Genomic DNA, 18,394 nt, shown 5'->3' with positions numbered 1-18,394 from the left:
TCAAGTATACTAAAAATAGCCAGGAGGGATGAAAATGAATGAATTTGAAAAGAATGTTCAAAGCAAGCGGAATGATGTGACCGACTCAGCTGTTGGTTTTATCGTCACATTCGGATTTTTCGCCTCAATGTTTATTTTGGCAACAGTGATACACCTCGTTGGATCTTAACTACATGAATGCAAGATGACTGCCGTTTTGGCAGTTTTTTTATTGATTTTGTAAGATATCATATGGAGGATGAGCGTAAAATGTTCCATCCTCTTCAAGAAATTCATAGGTCACACTTCCATCGATATCTGTACGATACACCTTTGTTTGATGATCATTTAATTTTTTCAAAACTTCTTGATGAGGATGGTGATACCGATTTCGTTCACCTACTGAAATCAGTGCATATGACGGGTTCAAATGCTGAAGCCATTCTTCACTTGTTGATCCTTTACTCCCGTGATGCCCAACCTTCAAGACATCCGCTCGTAGCTCAGGGTAAGCTTGAATGATGTCTCGTTCCCCTTCTTGTTCAAGATCCCCAGTCAGCATAAAACGCTTGCCGCCAAGCGTAAAGGTGAGGACCAGTGAATCATTATTTTTACTCGTCACCTGGTCACGTGCGGGATGCAGAACGTCAAATTTTTGTCCTCCAATTCTCAGCTGATCCCCTCTTTCTAACTCATCTATAGGAATCCTTTGATCAGCCGCTTCCTTTAAAAGCTGCGCATCCTCTGGATTTCGAGCAAAGCCTTTTGGGATTGCAAGACGTTTGACTTTATTTCGCTTTATTAACCGCATCGCTTCTCCCATATGATCTTGATCTGCATGGGTAAGGATGAGGACATCAAGTTTTGCTATGCCTTTAGAATGCAAAAATGGAATAAGCGTTTGATCCCCAATTGTAGATACTTTACGTCTTTTTTTCCATGGCTCTTCTTCAAAAGAAAGTCTGCCTCCTGTATCGACTAATATATGCCCGGTTCGATAAGGTAGCTGAATAAACAAACTATCCCCTTGTCCTATATCTAACATCGTGACCTCTCCTTTTTGAAGAAAATTCGGCGTGAAATAGTGTACAGCCAGCACACAAATGAGAATCAAAATCGGCACAAAATAAGATTTGATAGAAGTTTTACATTCCATCACAATGAATAGAAAAACAATGGAGGAAACCTCTAGGAGAACATGCCACCATGTCGATTTCATAAAAATCAGAGTAAGACCATCGTAAGCAGCCATATGTGCTGACAATTGATGACTAAACTGGATCACCCAATCAAGCAGCTGAAACAGTGTTTGTCCAAGCGGAAGATAAATGATAGATAAAAGAAAAAAGAATAAGGACAGAGGCATGACAACCATTGTATAAAAAGGAACAAACATCATATTTAAAGGAACACTCAGCAAGGAAAATTGTTGAAAATAATATAAAAGAACAGGAAGCGAAGCAAGCTGTGCAATCAAGGAAATGAGGAATAACTGCATCACCGAACTTTTTGCTTTTGATAAAATACTAGTGGATAGCAAAATAAATAAGGTCACCACAAATGACAGTTGAAAACCGACATCAAATATATAAAGTGGTTGAATGGCTAATAAAAGCAAGAACGCTGCACTTAACACGACCGCAGAAGGCTGTTTCATTTCTTTTGGCAGGCTTGTGATGACTAAATAAATTCCAGCCATGAGACAGGCTCTTAACACAGACGGTGCAGCACCTGTTAAACAAGCATAAACCGGCAAAAAGGATAATAAAAGAATACGCGCTGTCTCTCTTGTCACGCCAGCGCGGAGTAGACACCAAAATAGACAAGCGAGCAATGTTTGAACATGAAGTCCTGAAATGGCTAATAAATGAATGATGCCAAGCATTTGATAATCTCTTAATGTATCAGGGTCTATTAAATCACGATCGCCAAAAATAAGTGCCTGCACAATCCCAACAGAACTCTTCGGAACGTGATCTTCTAGAAATTTCAACCCCTTCTGCCTAATAGATGAAAGGTAATGTGAAGAGCTGTCATGTTTCGTGCAGCTTTTCATAGACTGCGTTAGGAAAATAGCATCAATGCCTTTTGTTTTTAGAAATTGATCATATTGAAAGCCATTCGGTATGGTTGCATGTTTGGGCAACCGCATCTCACCTGTCATATGACAGCTCATACCTGGCCCAACATCTTTTAGCGCTTCTTTTTCACGCTCCGTTTGAATCGTATAAAATGCCGCTAGTCGACGATTCTCTGATGAAACAGTCGCTGAAAAGCGATTGCCATCTATTTTCGGAATCGTTTCAATCTCAACCGAATCAGAAAATGCTTTTTCTTGTACAGGATGATCCGTTTCAAAAGACTGATGCACCATAAAAATGAGCATATAGATCATTCCACACAAACTGACCATTAGAAAGAGCTGGGGTGTTTTTTTCAGCAGACTGAAAAGAAGACATACAAGAAGAAAAAGGAGAAAATACAAATGAAGATGATATGCGGCCAGAGCAATTCCAACAGCTGCTGAAATCGCCCCGAACGGCAAATACTTAAACATAGGAAGTAAATAATTGATTCGCCTTTTCATGCATTTGACGAATTTCTGTTTCGCTAAGTCCTGATTCACTTAGTTTGCCTATTAAATCCGCAACAAAGGCTAATTTTTCTTGGTTTTTTAAGTCAATAATCATCTCATCTAGTTCAACCTGTTCTGTTTGAACTCCGGCCTGTTCAAATAAATCAACAGCATATGGATGATTTTTATAATCCTTCGCATAATACACTGTTCGAATACCTGCTTGAATAATCGCTTTACAGCACTGCAAGCAAGGAAAATGCGTCACATATATTTCAGCATCAGCCGTTGGTGCACCAAATTTGGCACATTGTAAAATAGCGTTCATCTCCGCATGGATTGTACGAACGCAGTGATGATCTATGACATAGCATCCTACATCTGCACAATGTACGTCGCCGGCAATGGATCCATTATATCCACCTGCGATGATGCGCTTGTCTCTTACGATCGTTGCCCCAACAGCTAGCCGCTCACAGGTGCTTCGCAAAGCAAGCAGATGGCTTTGAGCCATAAAATATTGATTCCATGAAATTCTCTCCACGAGCTGATCCCTCCAGAATGATGTATGGTATTAAGTGTACATGCCTTTCTTCTATACCGTCAATTCTACTTAACCGTCAGTTGATTTTTTAGTCGTTCAATGGTCTTCTCTCCAAAACCCGAAATATTCCGCAAATCTTCAATTTGCTGAAATTCTCCATGTTCTTCTCTATACGCAATGATAGCTTCCGCTTTGGCTGGGCCTATTCCGTTAATGGTCTGCAATTCCGCTGCATCAGCTTGATTGACATTCACCCCTTGACTCTGTTCATTTCCCGGCGGCGTATTAGCCGCTGCTGTTTGTCCCTGCTTGTCACCTTCCCCCTTCTTTTGTACATAAATCATCATACTGTCCTCTAATCTTGCTGCTTGATTGATGTCAACTGTATCTGCCTTGCTCGTAAAACCACCTGCTCTTTTAATCGCTTCTTCAACTCTGTCCTCAGCCATAAATGCATAAACGCCAGGCTTCCGTACAGCTCCTTTGACCTCTACTACGATGGATGTTGGCTCTTTTTCTGCACTCTCTTGTTTTTCTTCTAATGTGACCCGCGTTTCATGTTGTTCTTTCAATACACTTGGCTCGGCGCTGCCTTTCTCTTTTCCTACTAAAAAGCAGAAACAGATGATGAGGAGGAGGATGATTCCCGCTATCAGATAAAGACGGTATTTTTTCAACGAAATGAGTTGCTTCACTTGTTCACGCTTCTTTCAATCATATTTTCACGCTACTTCACATACTGTTTAGAAGATAACAGATCCTATGCGTCTAAGGAGGGAGAACGTTTGAATATAGGGTTAATCGGTACAGGAAACATGGGTACCATACTTACTGAGGCATTTATTGAATCAAAAGCAGTCAATCCCTCATCCATCACCATTACAAATCGGACCATCGAAAAAGCGTTCAATATAAAAAAGAATCACCCAGAGGTCGAAGTGACGAAACAGCTTTCAGGAGCTGTAACGGATAAAGATTTCATCTTTGTTTGTGTCAAACCACTTGATATTTATCCGCTTTTAAAAGAGCTGAGCCCACTTTTAAAAGAACAGCAAACCATTGTCATCATTACAAGTCCGGTTCATCCTGAACAGCTTCAAGACATTGTTCCTTGTCAAACAGCCAGACTGATCCCAAGCATCACCAACCGCGCATTATCAGGCGCATCACTTTTAACATTTGGTTCATCATGCAATGTCACGACAAAAGCAGCGCTCAGACAACTCGCTTCCCGCATTTCAACACCAATAGAAATTCATCATTCAATCACACGGGCAGCCTCAGATATTGTCAGCTGCGGTCCTGCCTTTATTAGCTTTCTTGTTCAGAAAATGATTGAAGCCGCTGTTGAAGAAACGGATATTTCAAAAGAAGAAGCCACCACCTTATCAGAAGATATGCTTGTAGGACTTGGCCGTTTGATTGAAAAAAGGGTGTATACCCTGCCGACACTGCAAGAGAAGGTGTGTGTAAAAGGCGGCGTCACCGGCGAGGGCATTAAAGCACTTGATGCAGGTGTTCAAGATATGTTCCATCAGCTTTTTCAGAACACTCATGACAAGTTCGATGAGGATGTAGAAGCGGTTGCGCATCAATACCCACCGAGTGTGTTTACTGATGATCTCAGAAATTAAACATGTTCGCAACAAGCGAAAAAAGGGTTTTAAAAAACCATCGTCCATTAAACGATGGTTTTTGGTTTCTTCGCTGAAATAAAATATCTTTCTGCACATTCCTGAGGTGCTTCATTTGTAAAATCAGCGGTCACTTCAATCTGTTCAAAGCCAGCGGACTCAAGGAACGCTGCATATGTCTCAAAAGGAAATGTACGTTGTTCGTGCGTTTCATCATAACGTTCATACAAGTCTCCGTCTTTTACAAAGAAGCTTAAATCATGAATGATCGAATATGGATGATCTCCTTTATCACTCTGCCAAATGTAGCTGATTTCTTCATCTTGATCGGCATAAGTAGAGCCAGGAAATACCTCTTCCATTTTATAAGGGGTATGAACATCAAACAATAAAACCCCATCTGTCTCTAAAAGCTGAAACATGTTTTTAAAGGTTTTTTTGACGTCATTTTCGTTTTTTAGATAATTCAAAGAATCACAACAAATAACCGCTGCTTGAAAGGTTTGTTCAAACCCCTCAAGCTCTCTCATATCTTGATGTAAAAATTGAATAGACTGCTTATGAGCCTGTGCTTTTTGCTGCGCAAATGCCAGCATCTCTTCACTTAGGTCAATTCCTGTGACCATGTGACCTTTTGCAGCTAACCGAAGAGAGATTTCTCCAGTTCCACAACCTACATCGATAATCGCACTATTCGGCTTGATATACCGCTGTATCCACTGAACCCATTCATCATAAGGGGCATGTGTCATGAGCTCATCATACACACCTGCAAACCCTTGATAAATCATGAGTTAATGCCAAGTGAAAGCGTTTCTCTCGGCGCATCTCCCCATAGCTTTTCTAGATTGTAGTATCCTCTTTCTTCTTTGTGGAACACATGGGCAATGACATCTCCTAAATCAATCAAGACCCATCTTGCTTCGTCAAAGCCCTCCATCTTTTTAACTTCGATGCCGCCTTCTTCTGCAAGGTGTTTCACTTCTCTTGCAATGGCCTGTACTTGTTTGTCAGAATTCCCGTGACAAATAAGAAAATAATCTGCAACAAGTGAGATCCCTTGCATATTCAGGGCAATAATATCCTCTGCCCGTTTATCATCGCACGCTCCTGCTGCGATGTTTAAAATTGATGATGCATCCATCAAAATTCCTCCTTAGTTGTTCTTTTGCACAAGTGAGTTATAAGTAGCAAGTGTATCTGGGAAAACTGGCTGATTCTTTTTCATTAAAAAGCTGACGGTGTTTTTTAAAGATTGAATCAAGGCAAGGTCCAAATCCTGCTCTGCTAACTCTCTTACTTCCTCCACACCAGGAAAATGGCGTCCTGGCTCTATATAGTCGGCGACATAAATCACTTTTTCAAGCAATGTCATGTTCCGTCTGCCGGATGTATGGAATTCAATGGCTGTTAAAATATCTTGGTCGTCAATTCCAACTTCTTTTTTGACCAAATAGGCACCAACTGGGGCATGCCAAAGCTCAGATGAATATTTAAGCAATAGAGGGTTCATCTGTTCTTGCTGGATGATGCCCTTCATTTCTTCTTTCGGTCTAAATTTAGCATAATCGTGGAAAATAGCCGCGACCTCTGCTTTTTTCACATCTGCACCAAAACGTTCAGCTAATGAAATGGCCGTCTCCATTACCCCAATTGTATGTGTATATCTATGCTCTGTTAACTGCTGTTTGACACAGTTTAAAGCTTCTTCACGATTCATATAAATGATGCTCCTTTATATAACACTCAACCGCTTTCGGAATCAAATAATCAACAGGTTGCCCCTGCTTCATTCGCTGCCTAATCAATGTCGATGATACATCAAAAGCCGGAACATCTGCAAACAAAAGAGGATACGCCGTACTTCCTTCATAACCTGGTCTTTTCATCCCAATAAAGGTGATCATCTGAAGCAAATCATCGATTCTGTGCCATTTCGGCAAATACTCGACCATGTCCGCTCCAATCATAAAAAAGAACTCATCTTCAGGATGGCGCTTCTTTAACAGCTCAACCGTATCTACTGTATAAGATGGGCCCTCCCGCTCCATTTCAATAAGCTCAACTCGAAAATGAGGATTTGTCTGAATCGCTTTTTCCACCATTTTTACGCGGTGATGACTCTCTGCTCGTTTTCGGCCCGTTTTATGAGGGGGCTGGTGATTTGGGATAAACCAAATTTCATCAAGCCCTACTTGGAAACGCACCTCACTTGCCATCAGCAAATGCCCATTATGCGGGGGATCAAACGTACCGCCGAACAATCCTATTTTTTTCATATCATATCCACCTTTACGGCAGCTTAATTTGTTTATTTTCCTTTGATTCCTTATAAAGGACAATCACATTTCCGATCGTTTGAACGAGTTCAGCTTTTGCACCTTTTACAAGTGCTTTTGCAACCTCTGTTTTGTCCTCGTCGCAGTTTTGCAATACGCTGACTTTCAAAAGTTCTCTTGCTTCAAGCGCCTCGGAAATTTGCTTGACCATATTGTCATTTACCCCGCCTTTTCCAACTTGAAAAATAGGTGATAAATGATGTGCTTGCGCACGTAAAAAACGTTTTTGCTTACCTTTTAACATGGTGTTCCTCCTAATTTCTCTATGACAATTGACTTCATTTTTCGGGCGTCAGGTGTAATGCCCGTCCACAGTTCAAAGGCTCTTACCGCCTGACCAACAAACATGCCGACGCCATCGACTGTTTTCAAACCTAACCCGGCTGCTTCGTTTAGCAGCTTTGTTTCTATTGGATTATACACAATATCACAAACGACCGCTGTTTTTTTTGCGTTCGCTAAAGAAATGGGGGTTTCTTCAACATTCGGATACATACCAATCGAGGTCGTATGGATGATGACATCATATTCCCCAAGCCGCTCTTCTGCTGTATTTAATGCAATGGCATGAGATGTGATTTTCCCATCGGCACTTTCAATTAAAGCCTCAGCTTTTTCAATGGTGCGGTTGGCGATATCAAATTGTTTCGGTGCATACTCAGCAATTGTCGTGTAAATCGCTCTTGCTGCTCCACCAGCACCAAGCAGGAGAAATGACAGCTCTGATAACGGCTGATCCAAGGCTTCAAGCAATGAATGAAGAAAACCCTCTCCATCTGTATTGTACCCAACGAGCTGACCATTTTCGAGGCGAACCGTATTGACGGCACGCAGACGTTCAGCTGTCACATCAATTTTGTCAAGGTACTGCATGATGTCTACCTTGTGCGGAACAGTGACGTTAAAGCCGCTGATTCCTAAGGCTTTCATACCGCTAATGGCATCTTTCAGGTCGTTTTCTTCTACTTGAAAGCCATGATAATGTCCATCAATTCCAGCATCCTTTAATGCTGCATTATGAATATCTGGAGACATTGAATGGCCAACAGGGTTACCGATTACTCCGTATAAAGGTTTCAAGGTCTCTCCCCCTCTGAACATTTAAATTAACGAACGTCTCATAAACACGTGCACGCCTTTTGGCGCATACACTTTGATTTGTTTTCCAGCATCATTCGCAGTCACCCAGCCTAATCCTGAAAAGACAATGTCCATTTTTGGCTGATCGATGGTGAAAGTGTGCGGAACGAGCGGCGGGAAATCTTCCATTCCCTCTTTTGATGGCGGTGAAAGCAGCTCACCTGCATGCTTTTCATATAAGTCATCTGCATTCTCCATCTTCGTTCTATGAATGTTGAGTTCATTTGGCATATAGCAAACAAAGGATGTTCTGCCGCCTTTTACATAATCAAATCGAGCCAGTCCGCCAAAGTAAAGCGTTTGAGCTTCATTTAACTGGAACGTTCTCGGTTTCAATTCTTTTTTCGGCGTTAAAATCTTTAAGTCATTTTTGCCGACATAGTGCGCCATTTGATGGCGGTTGATGATCCCCGGTGTATCGAATAAAGCAGACCCGTCATCAAGCGGGATTTCAATCGCATCAAGTGTTGTCCCTGGGTATTGGGATGTGGTGATCACATTCTCTTCTCCAGACACCTCTTTGATAATGCGGTTAATAAATGTTGATTTCCCAACATTTGTACAGCCGACAACATAGACATTTCTGCCCTCACGGTAATGATCAATGGCCTCCATAACCTCAGGCACACCTTGTCCTCTGCTCGCACTGATTAAAAACACATCAATCGGATTGAGCCCATTTTCTTTTGCTTCCCGCTTCATCCATTGAACAAGACGGTCTTTTTTCACGGATTTCGGTAAAATATCTACCTTGTTGCCGACAAGTAAAATGGGATTACCACCAACAATACGGCTCAGTCCATTAATCCAGCTTCCGTTAAAGTCAAAAATATCAACGACCTTGACGATCAGAGAATCAGTCTCGCCAATGCTGTGTAAAATATTTAAAAAGTCGTCTTCTGTTAAAGATACATCCTGAATTTCATTGTAGTTCTTTAACCTAAAACAGCGCTGACAGATCACATCTTCTTTCAATAGAGATGCTGCCGGCGCATATCCTAATTGATCTTTATCTTCCGTCTGAATGGCTACACCGCAGCCAATACAAACAACCTTTTCCATTATTACTCTTCCTCCCACTGAATGTGGCCCTTACGCTTTAAGGCTCCTAAAATTCTGCGTTCAATCTGCCTGTTAAACTTCGTGAAAAATCCGTCCGATGCCGCAACAGGTACAACCAAAATGGTATGGAAGCCATGCCTGTTTCCGCCAAGCACATCTGTCATAAGCTGATCGCCAATGACAACCACATCTTCTTTCTTCAATTGCATATCAGCGACGGCCTTATTAAAGGCTCTTCCCATCGGTTTTCTCGCTTTATAAATAAACGGGATATGAACCGGCTCAGAAAAAAGCTTGACCCTTTTTTCATTATTGTTCGATACAATCGTCACCTGTATCCCGTGATCTTTCATCTCTTGAAACCATTCAATTAAACGCGGGGTCGCACTTGGACGATCCCATTCTACTAGTGTGTTATCTAAATCCGTAATAATTCCTTTTACATTTCGTTCTTTTAGTTTTTGCGGCGAAATGTGGAAAATACTTTTCACAAATTCATCCGGTAAGAAATACTTCTTTAGCACAATTTGCACCCTTTCTTCCATTGGTTTTTCAGCGATTGTGTCGAATCAAATCACAATTTGTCTGTCTATCGAATACAATGAAAAAGTTTTCGACATATGATGAGGACCTTCAACAGGTGTGGATAATTTTACACACATTATCCACCTATATTTCATCACGCTTTCATTCAATTATAAACACTCTACCCACAAGTTATCCACTTAACCATGTGGATAACAGAACGATTGTTCTTGTTTCCCATTCATGGTAGATTAAAGGTACTTCAAAGACATTCGATCAACCTATGATGATATGTCTTTTCCTCAAGTTTTATGCCAACTTTTTCAGGGGAGGTGTTTTTCCCATCATATGGGTTTCTAGTATGAAAAAGCTGTCAGATGATTTACTTATAGAATCGTATTATAAAGCAAATGAAATGAACTTAAATCGCGACTTCATTGAATTAATTGAGACAGAAATGAAAAGACGTTCGCTCGGGCATATGCTCTCTGTTTCCTCTTAATTCCATATATCCAGGAACCATGCCTCCCGAGCACTCTCCTTTTTAAACTCAGGTGACTGATATTATATCACTTGCGCTATAGGCTTACTACTATTTTCCGTAAAAAACACCCCTTCTGATCAAAGAAGAGGTGTCTTATTTGCAAGGCTGTTCATTCCAAAACCATAACCCTCCACCTACGACCAAAATAACGACAAGGAACACAACAAGAAAAGCGTAACCGATTCCTGCTCCTTGAGCTGGATAAGGTGAACACGCAGGGTAAGGATAAGGACATCCCCACATATCAGTTACCTCCTTCTAAGAAGATATACTGTTAGACTATGCTGGATGGATCGTCTTGTTTAGGCAGATGGCCTGTATTTAAAAATGTTTAATGATATCACGCTCTTTGATTTCGTTATAAATGATTCTTGCCCCTTTTGGTGTCATATGATTGCCAGAAGGGTCAATGAGGCCAGACTGAATCAAGGCGCTGTCACTATCTTCACCCGCTTCTCGGATGAACGCTTTCCAATTGTCGACAAGCGGCACTTGCTGTTTTTCAGCTACTTGTCTTGTGATGTCATTGTATGAGTTTTGCCAAGCTCTCGCCCCGCCTCTCTCAGCAAAATAAGATGACTTATATCTAGAATAATAATACAAGCCCTTTTTGCCTCCTTCCACCACAGGCACGCACGTCATGAGGATCGGGGTAATTCCCTCTTTCCTACTTTCAGAAATGAAGTAGGATAAGTTTTCTTTAAATCGTTTTTTGGTCACACGGGGATGTTTCCCGTCTAGAATCGCCGCATCATTTGTACCGAACATGATGAGGACGTAAGTTGGTTTTTGTTTTAAAATATCCTGCTCAAAGCGCAGCTTCGCATCTTCTGTTGTCTGCCCGCCAATCCCGGCATTCTGTACCTTGATTTGGCCACGCTCGACGTTTTTCATGAGATTCACCCATTTTTCAGATGTGGGATAATCTCGAAAATCCCAGTTCGATCCTCTTGTGTTACTGTCACCAAATGCAATCACGCTTTCCTGCACTGGTTTTGAGCACCCAGCAGCAACACATAACAGGATGAAAAGAAAAACAAATTTCTTCACAACATTCACCTCCAAAAGCCCTCTTCATATAGTAAACGACAAGACTTTTGGTTTCAATGAATGACTGTTTTCTTATTGTAATTGAACCGGCAGATAATCTCTGTCATGGTGCACCAGTTCGCTTACTTTCACAAACTCATAGCCCCTTTTCTTTAGTTCAGGTACGACTTGTTTCAGCGCTTCTACTGTCTGCTTACGATTTCCTCCGCCATCATGTAAAAGGATGATATCACCGCCCTGAATATTCTCAATAATACGGCTGGCAATTTTGTGTGCACCTGGCCTAGACCAGTCCTTCGGATCTTGAGTAAAGGACCACATCACGACATCGTATCCTTGCTTTGAAAGAATGCGGAATGACTTCATCGTCAAGCGCCCGCCCGGGGGACGAAATAATAAGGGTCCGCCAGGCTGGAGAGAAGCGATATGAGCCGCTGATTCTTTTAATTCTTGCTTGATTTCTTTCGATGACAAAAGGTCAAAATACGTATGGTTCATCGTGTGATTGCCAAGCTCATTTCCTTCGCTCACAATCCGCTCTGCGAGCAGGGGATATGCATGAATACGGCTTCCGATGACAAAAAAGCTGGCATTCACTTCATGCTCTCTCAGTACATCTAGTATTTGATTTGTGTATACCGGATAAGGCCCATCATCAAAGGTTAACGCAATCTTTTTCCGTTCCTCTCTCATGTCCCAAAAGGCTCGTCCCGTTTTTTCTAGGTCGATTCTTTTTAATGTACGCGCCTCTATGTTATCAGGAACAAAAGTGCATAATACCAATATACATAACAAGATATGCAACCCTTTCATCAGACCGCCTCCACAGAACATCATTACACATTAAATTGCCCGCTTTCTGACGAATTCATTCAAGTTTCGTGATCGTCTATTCTTCTTTTTCACATAAAAAAAGCCGGCCCATCAGGCCCGCTTTTTGTCTCACGTTTGGTTTCTCTCTTCAACTGTCGAACGTTGCTTAGAATTCATACAGACACTCTCCTTCTTGGATTTGATTTTGAGCCCATAGCAATTTTCGATAATACTGGTTGGACTTCTGGTATTGTTGAGAGGTTTCTAAGGCTGTCGCAATTTCTAGTGAGATATCCTCTATATAAGAGTATAGGCTAAGTTTTTCCAAATAATCAATGGTTTTTTGCAGTTGTTCTTCATTGATTTCCTGAACATATAAAGCATCCAGATACTCAAACATATGACAGAACAGCTGGTCTTCATGCTTCTTTGCGGCCAATTTCCCATCCTCTAATATGCGCCTTGCTTCAGTCTGCTCATTTTGTCTAAAAAGCAGCTTGGCCAGTGTATAAAGTGTATGAGGCAGCGTGGGAAGCAGTTCTTTTTTGGCGAGGTCAGCCGATTCGGTTAAATATCGTTCTGCTTCTTCTCGATAACCTAACTCCCCGTAACATTTCCCTAAATTATAGAGTGCTGAGCTATAAATGCGCGGGTGGTCAATTTCGGATGCGAGTTGTTTCGCCTTTTTCAAGTGAGGCAGTGCTCGATCTTTACGTTTTAAATCTTGATAATTTCCCGAGATGACAAAGAGGCACTGAATAATGCGAATGGAATATGCATCATGCTGATCGTATATTTCAAGCGCTTTTAAAATATGGTGCATGGAGACATGCGTTTGTTTCATTATATAGTAGGCTTCTGCTACTTTAAAATGAAACTCGGCCTGCTCAATATCATCAAATACCATAGACAGCTGTTTTTCTGCCATGCGATAATATTTGACGGCCTCCAAATATTCTTTTTGACTAAACTCATGCATGCCACGAAAAAATGCATGGTAATAATGCAGCATATCAGATAACTCATGATTGGAATTTTCGATTTTATCGACAAGGTTAGATACTGAGAAAGGTTGATATTTTGAAGGGTGTATATAGTCGAGCATAATTTGGTGCCGAAAACACATGAGCTGATAATAAATCAGTAAATGCTGGTCCTCTTCCATACGTTCAATTTCCGCTTCTACTTCCGCTTTCAAGATTTCCGCATCTGGAACACTGAACTGCCGTATCATTCGATACCATTCATTAATTTTCATACCGACATGTGAAGAAAGAACCTTCCCCATGTTCCGAAAAAACCCCTTCCTTTTCGGTCTAATATTACATATTTTAGCACGCTTCTAGACCGCCAAGCACCGCAAAGAAACCGCAAACATATGAGAGGTGCAGCAAAAACATACGCATAAGCACGTTTCTTTCGAAAAAGATGATTTTTTCATCGTACAGACACAGACAATCCTTCCTTCACATACATTTGAGGATATAGGCAACGGCCTAAACATGGTGGAGGTGAAAATCGTGGCAGGAGTATTTACAGCGATGGGATTGATGGTCAAAGAATTGGTGTTTTTAGTGTCCTATGTCAAAAACAATGCCTTTCCACAGCCCCTTTCGGGAGATGATGAAAAAAAATACTTAGCCCTTATGGCAGAGGGCGATGAACACGCAAGAAACATGCTGATTGAACATAACCTTCGGCTCGTCGCCCATATTGTCAAGAAATTTGAAAATACCGGGGAAGACGCTGAAGACCTCATCTCCATCGGGACGATCGGACTCATTAAAGCCATAGAAAGCTATTCCTCTGGAAAAGGAACAAAGCTGGCGACATATGCTGCGCGGTGTATTGAGAACGAAATCCTCATGCATTTACGCGCACTCAAAAAAACAAAAAAGGACGTCTCTCTGCATGACCCCATCGGTCAGGATAAAGAAGGTAATGAAATTTCATTAATTGACGTCTTAAAATCAGAAAATGAAGACGTGATTGATACCATTCAGCTCAACATGGAGCTTGAAAAAGTAAAAGAATATATCGACATTCTCGACGGCCGGGAAAAAGAAGTGATCGTCGGCCGGTTCGGCCTTGATTTAAAGAAAGAAAAAACGCAGCGGGAAATAGCCAAGGAGCTCGGGATATCGCGGAGTTATGTGTCCCGGATTGAGAAGCGAGCGCTGATGAAGATGTTTCATGAGTTTTACCGGGCGGAGAAGGAGAAACGGAAGCGGGAGAAGGGGAAGTGATTTGAAAGATGTAAAAGAACCACTTCATTTTGTGTGATAAACAACAGACCGCATTAGGTCTGTTTTTTTATTTTAGCTCTATACTACTGTCTCTCTGCATTGCTTTTTATGCCTCTATTCAAGCTTCTCGTTGATACGCTGTATAAGAAACTGCATCTAGAACTGACTATCAGCCATATTTGTGTTGTACATTTATGACAATCTCCATTTGGATTGATGCATATTCCTGTATACCTTTTATTTCTTCTGGTGTAAGTCCTGCCTTTTTAACTGCATCCTTAAATTGCTAATGAACATATCCACATTTCTCGCCAGCTCCTGATAGAAGCTTTTGATGTCATCGGCACCTTTTCCAATGAAGTCCTCGCCGAGACTAGTTCCTAATCGTGTTTGGTCCTTGTATTCATGGCACTTATTAGTGCTTTAGCAGTATCTTACTTAAAAGAATTCACTCCCTCCTACTCCTTGATGAAGAAAGATACAAAAACAACATCTCTTATGCGCAATGATCAGCGACCTTGTTTCTCCATTTCCTCATTCTTATGATGATATTCTATTTCAAACTTCTCAAATAAGATGAACTGCATAGTAAAAACTTTATTTTATTCTTTTCCACTTTAGCCCTTACATATATTTACATGTTCAATATGATATGTATAACTACTTTTTAAAAGGAAGCGTTATGATGAAAAATAAATATTATTGTTGTCGCTGTGGGAAATGTTTTGAATATTGTTGCTGTATAAAAACCATCATCGTTCCTGGAAGACGTGGGCGTCCGGGGCGAACTGGTCGTATCGGAGATCCTGGTGCAACCGGACCTACTGGGCCGACCGGGCCGATTGGACCGACTGGGCCGACTGGTGATCCCGATCCCGGTGTCACCGGAGATACCGGACCGACTGGCGCAACTGGCGATACTGGACCGACTGGCGCAACTGGCGATACCGGACCGACCGGTGCAACTGGCGATACTGGACCTACTGGTGCAACTGGAGACACTGGACCTACTGGCGCAACTGGAGACACTGGACCTACTGGTGCAACTGGCGATACTGGACCGACTGGCGCAACTGGTGATACCGGACCGACTGGCGCAACTGGGGATACTGGACCGACCGGCGATACTGGAGACACTGGACCTACTGGTGCAACTGGCGATACCGGACCGACTGGAGATACCGGACCGACTGGCGCAACTGGGGATACTGGATTGGCTGGCGCTACAGGAGATACTGGACCGACCGGTGCAACTGGAGATACCGGACCGACTGGAGATACCGGAGACACCGGACCGACTGGCGCAACTGGAGACACTGGACCGACTGGCGCAACTGGAGATACCGGACCGACTGGTGCAACTGGCGATACCGGACCGACCGGTGCAACTGGAGATACCGGACCGACCGGTGCAACTGGCGATACTGGACCGACTGGTGCAACTGGAGACACTGGACCTACTGGTGCAACTGGTGCAACTGGAGATACCGGACCGACCGGCGCAACTGGGGATACTGGACCTACTGGCGCAACTGGAGACACTGGAGACACTGGACCTACTGGTGCAACTGGCGATACCGGACCGACTGGCGCAACTGGGGATACTGGACCGACCGGCGATACTGGAGACACTGGACCTACTGGTGCAACTGGCGATACCGGACCTACTGGCGCAACTGGGGATACTGGACCGACCGGAGATACCGGACCGACTGGCGCAACTGGGGATACTGGACCGACTGGTGCTACCGGAGATACTGGGCCTACTGGCGCCACTGGGGATACTGGATTGGCTGGCGCTACAGGAGATACTGGACCGACTGGTGCAACTGGCGATACTGGACCGACTGGTGCAACTGGAGACACCGGGCCTACTGGCGCCACTGGAGACACTGGAGACACTGGACCGACTGGTGCAACTGGCGATACTGGACCGACTGGTGCAACTGGAGACACCGGGCCTACTGGCGCCACTGGCGCCACTGGAGACACTGGACCGACTGGTGCAACTGGAGACACCGGGCCTACTGGCGCCACTGGAGACACTGGACCGACTGGTGCAACTGGTGATACCGGACCGACCGGCGCCACTGGCGATACTGGACCTACTGGCGCCACTGGAGACACTGGACCGACTGGTGCAACTGGCGATACCGGACCGACCGGCGCCACTGGCGATACTGGACCTACCGGTGCAACTGGTGATACTGGACCGACCGGTGCAACTGGTGATACTGGACCGACCGGCGCCACTGGAGATACTGGACCTACCGGTGCCACTGGAGATACTGGGCCTACCGGTGCTACCGGAGATACTGGACCTACCGGTGCCACTGGAGATACTGGGCCTACTGGCGCTACTGGAGATACTGGACCGACTGGCGCTACTGGAGATACTGGACCGACTGGCGCTACTGGAGACACCGGACCAGCTTCAACATTATCAACAAAACCTATTTTCTTTGGAGGAACCAATACCGGGTTTGCTAGATTAGCAGGTTCCCCAGGTCAAACATCGGAAGTTCTACCTTATGTGGTCGCTGGTATTACAGGGAATTTAGTTGCTTTATCAGGAAGTATAAACGCAAATAACTTAACAGCCGGCACCTATACCTATGAAATGGTTACTAACGTTCCAAACAATACCGGTACTCCGTCGCCTGCTAATGTCCTTGCTACAGTGTCACTTGTTGTGACCGCAACCATCACTGGTACTATTAAATTTTCAAGTAAACCAACAGATGTAGGTGCCCAAAGTGTCTTTGTCTCAAATAACGGAGTTTATACTGTAGCACCTGCAACTGTCACATGGACATCTAATGTACCGACGGCACCCGTAGTTAGAGATGACTCACTATCGTTATTTATATCTCCTACACCGGCTACAAGCGCTGTTTATACTGTTTATGTAAGAACTGACGTTTAACATTAGATACGATAGAAAAAGCCAAGGGTTATAGGATCCTTGGCTTCTTTTGAAATAATATCTCTTTTCAATACGACATATACATTTACAAATAGAAAATACATGACTTTAAACCCATGCTCTAAGTCGTAAGATATTTTGTCTAATTTTGTCGAAAATCAACAATCTAACTTTTTTTCCTTTATAATATTGTCTATGTTTCTAAATTTTGTATGCAGGAAGGGTTAAACTAATGAAAAAAACTAAACTAGTCTTATTTTTATGCTTCATGGTACTTCTAACAGCTTGTGGCAACACTACAAGTTCAAATGGGTCAGCAAACGCAAACAAAGAAGAATCCAGTAAAAAAGAAACGAGTCAAGAAACCTCAAAAGAAACTTCAAAAAAAGAAAACAAACCAACATCAGGACTTCTAACCGAAATTGGCCAATGGAAGAAAGACGAAAATGGTTCTACACTAACTTTAAAAAAGATAAATAACAAAGAAACAGAAATAGATTTAAAACCTATTAAGATGAAAATTAATGATGTTAAAGTATTTGAGTACACTGATTTAGAGGCTCAGGATGAATTATTGCTTTCAGATAATAATTATAAAAAAGATAAATATCATAGAATACAAATCACTTATACAACTGAAAACACTTCTGATAAAAATATTTTTTTTACTGGTGTTGATGTTATTACCACTAATACAAAAAAACAAATTGAAGTCAGTAACTCTAATTTGACTTCGGAAACAGGTGTTGGTTCTTTTTATGGTAAAGTTGAAAATGAAGGTATGGTTTTAGTTCCTCTATTTGTGGATGATGTTTCGGATTTAAGTTCAATTACACTTCACTTAAGTGAAGTATATCTTGATGACGAACTTGAATTATTACATGATGGATCAAAAGTTAAATTCGATTTTTAAATTACAACGAAATTCCATCTAAAAATGAAGACGTGACTGATATCATTTAGCTTACATGACCGGTTCGGTTTGAAGTTAAAAAAAGAGAAAGCAAAATGAGCGAG

Annotated in this window: 21 protein-coding genes; 6 read left to right on the top strand and 15 right to left on the bottom strand. The window is 42.4% G+C overall.

Annotation, left to right across the window (positions count from 1 at the left end):
* The first annotated feature begins 34 nt into the window (after window positions 1-34).
* Complete coding sequence (locus M2369_RS01805) at window positions 35-169, top strand: YqzM family protein (RefSeq protein WP_008342491.1); 135 nt, start codon at window positions 35-37, stop codon at window positions 167-169.
* Between the two features lie 39 nt (window positions 170-208).
* On the opposite strand, the gene M2369_RS01800 is transcribed toward M2369_RS01805, so the two are convergent.
* The 3 genes from M2369_RS01800 to M2369_RS01790 form a co-directional block, all read right to left on the bottom strand.
* Window positions 209-2,536, bottom strand: coding sequence for a DNA internalization-related competence protein ComEC/Rec2 (locus M2369_RS01800; RefSeq protein ID WP_041506927.1), 2,328 nt, complete (start codon window positions 2,534-2,536; stop codon window positions 209-211).
* Window positions 2,529-3,098: a ComE operon protein 2 gene (locus M2369_RS01795; RefSeq protein WP_008356210.1), complete on the bottom strand. Its 570-nt coding sequence runs from the start codon at window positions 3,096-3,098 to the stop codon at window positions 2,529-2,531. The genes M2369_RS01800 and M2369_RS01795 overlap by 8 nt, the downstream gene beginning before the upstream one ends.
* Before the next feature lie 65 nt (window positions 3,099-3,163).
* Entirely contained in the window at window positions 3,164-3,793 is a 630-nt protein-coding gene (locus M2369_RS01790) for a ComEA family DNA-binding protein (RefSeq protein ID WP_259253325.1), read from the bottom strand.
* 90 nt (window positions 3,794-3,883) lie between these two features.
* Here M2369_RS01790 and comER point away from each other — a divergent pair, with 90 nt between their 5' ends.
* Entirely contained in the window at window positions 3,884-4,732 is an 849-nt protein-coding gene (comER, locus tag M2369_RS01785; RefSeq protein WP_110487673.1) for a late competence protein ComER, read from the top strand.
* A gap of 47 nt (window positions 4,733-4,779) precedes the next feature.
* On the opposite strand, the gene M2369_RS01780 is transcribed toward comER, so the two are convergent.
* Genes M2369_RS01780 through M2369_RS01745 form a run of 8 tightly spaced genes read right to left on the bottom strand, consistent with a single transcriptional unit; the run spans window position 4,780 to window position 9,797 of the window.
* Window positions 4,780-5,523, bottom strand: coding sequence for a class I SAM-dependent DNA methyltransferase (locus M2369_RS01780; RefSeq protein ID WP_259253324.1), 744 nt, complete (start codon window positions 5,521-5,523; stop codon window positions 4,780-4,782).
* The gene (rsfS, locus tag M2369_RS01775; RefSeq protein ID WP_008342502.1) at window positions 5,520-5,876 is read right to left on the bottom strand and encodes a ribosome silencing factor; all 357 of its coding nucleotides are present in this window, start codon (window positions 5,874-5,876) and stop codon (window positions 5,520-5,522) included. Before rsfS ends, M2369_RS01780 begins: the two co-directional genes overlap by 4 nt.
* Window positions 5,877-5,888: 12 nt before the next feature.
* Window positions 5,889-6,452 (bottom strand): bis(5'-nucleosyl)-tetraphosphatase (symmetrical) YqeK, encoded by a 564-nt coding sequence (yqeK, locus tag M2369_RS01770; RefSeq protein WP_259253323.1) that lies wholly within the window; start codon window positions 6,450-6,452, stop codon window positions 5,889-5,891.
* The gene (locus M2369_RS01765) at window positions 6,442-7,011 is read right to left on the bottom strand and encodes a nicotinate-nucleotide adenylyltransferase (protein WP_024718805.1); all 570 of its coding nucleotides are present in this window, start codon (window positions 7,009-7,011) and stop codon (window positions 6,442-6,444) included. Before M2369_RS01765 ends, yqeK begins: the two co-directional genes overlap by 11 nt.
* A 13-nt stretch (window positions 7,012-7,024) precedes the next feature.
* Complete coding sequence (gene yhbY / locus M2369_RS01760; protein WP_008342507.1) at window positions 7,025-7,315, bottom strand: ribosome assembly RNA-binding protein YhbY; 291 nt, start codon at window positions 7,313-7,315, stop codon at window positions 7,025-7,027.
* On the bottom strand, window positions 7,309-8,151 hold the full coding sequence (gene aroE / locus M2369_RS01755; RefSeq protein WP_259253322.1) for a shikimate dehydrogenase: 843 nt from the start codon (window positions 8,149-8,151) through the stop codon (window positions 7,309-7,311). Before aroE ends, yhbY begins: the two co-directional genes overlap by 7 nt.
* Before the next feature lie 21 nt (window positions 8,152-8,172).
* Window positions 8,173-9,273 carry a ribosome biogenesis GTPase YqeH gene (gene yqeH / locus M2369_RS01750; protein WP_007501357.1) on the bottom strand — a complete coding sequence of 367 codons (1,101 nt, stop codon included), beginning with the start codon at window positions 9,271-9,273 and terminating at the stop codon, window positions 8,173-8,175.
* Window positions 9,274-9,275: 2 nt separating this feature from the next.
* Window positions 9,276-9,797: a YqeG family HAD IIIA-type phosphatase gene (locus tag M2369_RS01745; protein ID WP_008356191.1), complete on the bottom strand. Its 522-nt coding sequence runs from the start codon at window positions 9,795-9,797 to the stop codon at window positions 9,276-9,278.
* Between the two features lie 362 nt (window positions 9,798-10,159).
* On the opposite strand from M2369_RS01745, the gene M2369_RS01740 reads away from it, so the two are divergent.
* Complete coding sequence (locus M2369_RS01740; RefSeq protein ID WP_003217327.1) at window positions 10,160-10,300, top strand: sporulation histidine kinase inhibitor Sda; 141 nt, start codon at window positions 10,160-10,162, stop codon at window positions 10,298-10,300.
* Between the two features lie 135 nt (window positions 10,301-10,435).
* Here M2369_RS01740 and M2369_RS01735 read toward each other — a convergent pair whose 3' ends face one another.
* From M2369_RS01735 to M2369_RS01720, 4 genes are all read right to left on the bottom strand, one after another.
* Window positions 10,436-10,585, bottom strand: coding sequence for a hypothetical protein (locus M2369_RS01735; RefSeq protein WP_003217499.1), 150 nt, complete (start codon window positions 10,583-10,585; stop codon window positions 10,436-10,438).
* Between the two features lie 78 nt (window positions 10,586-10,663).
* Complete coding sequence (locus tag M2369_RS01730; RefSeq protein WP_203143476.1) at window positions 10,664-11,392, bottom strand: SGNH/GDSL hydrolase family protein; 729 nt, start codon at window positions 11,390-11,392, stop codon at window positions 10,664-10,666.
* A 72-nt stretch (window positions 11,393-11,464) separates the two neighbouring features.
* Window positions 11,465-12,205: a polysaccharide deacetylase family protein gene (locus tag M2369_RS01725; protein ID WP_159159781.1), complete on the bottom strand. Its 741-nt coding sequence runs from the start codon at window positions 12,203-12,205 to the stop codon at window positions 11,465-11,467.
* Window positions 12,206-12,371: 166 nt separating this feature from the next.
* The gene (locus tag M2369_RS01720; protein ID WP_259253321.1) at window positions 12,372-13,493 is read right to left on the bottom strand and encodes a response regulator aspartate phosphatase; all 1,122 of its coding nucleotides are present in this window, start codon (window positions 13,491-13,493) and stop codon (window positions 12,372-12,374) included.
* Between the two features lie 229 nt (window positions 13,494-13,722).
* Between M2369_RS01720 and sigK the strand changes: the two genes are divergently transcribed.
* The 3 genes from sigK (at window position 13,723) to M2369_RS01705 (ending at window position 18,290) form a co-directional block, all read left to right on the top strand.
* Window positions 13,723-14,451: an RNA polymerase sporulation sigma factor SigK gene (gene sigK / locus M2369_RS01715; protein WP_058014952.1), complete on the top strand. Its 729-nt coding sequence runs from the start codon at window positions 13,723-13,725 to the stop codon at window positions 14,449-14,451.
* A 685-nt stretch (window positions 14,452-15,136) separates the two neighbouring features.
* Window positions 15,137-17,377: a collagen-like triple helix repeat-containing protein gene (locus tag M2369_RS19480; RefSeq protein ID WP_259253320.1), complete on the top strand. Its 2,241-nt coding sequence runs from the start codon at window positions 15,137-15,139 to the stop codon at window positions 17,375-17,377.
* A 232-nt stretch (window positions 17,378-17,609) separates the two neighbouring features.
* Window positions 17,610-18,290: a hypothetical protein gene (locus M2369_RS01705; protein ID WP_259253319.1), complete on the top strand. Its 681-nt coding sequence runs from the start codon at window positions 17,610-17,612 to the stop codon at window positions 18,288-18,290.
* Window positions 18,291-18,394: the final 104 nt, after the last annotated feature.

Origin of the sequence: Bacillus sp. JUb11, from assembly GCF_024807925.1 — a bacterium.
GTDB classification, from domain to species: Bacteria; Bacillota; Bacilli; order Bacillales; family Bacillaceae; genus Bacillus; species Bacillus altitudinis.
This window is presented reverse-complemented; position numbering and strand designations above follow the sequence as displayed.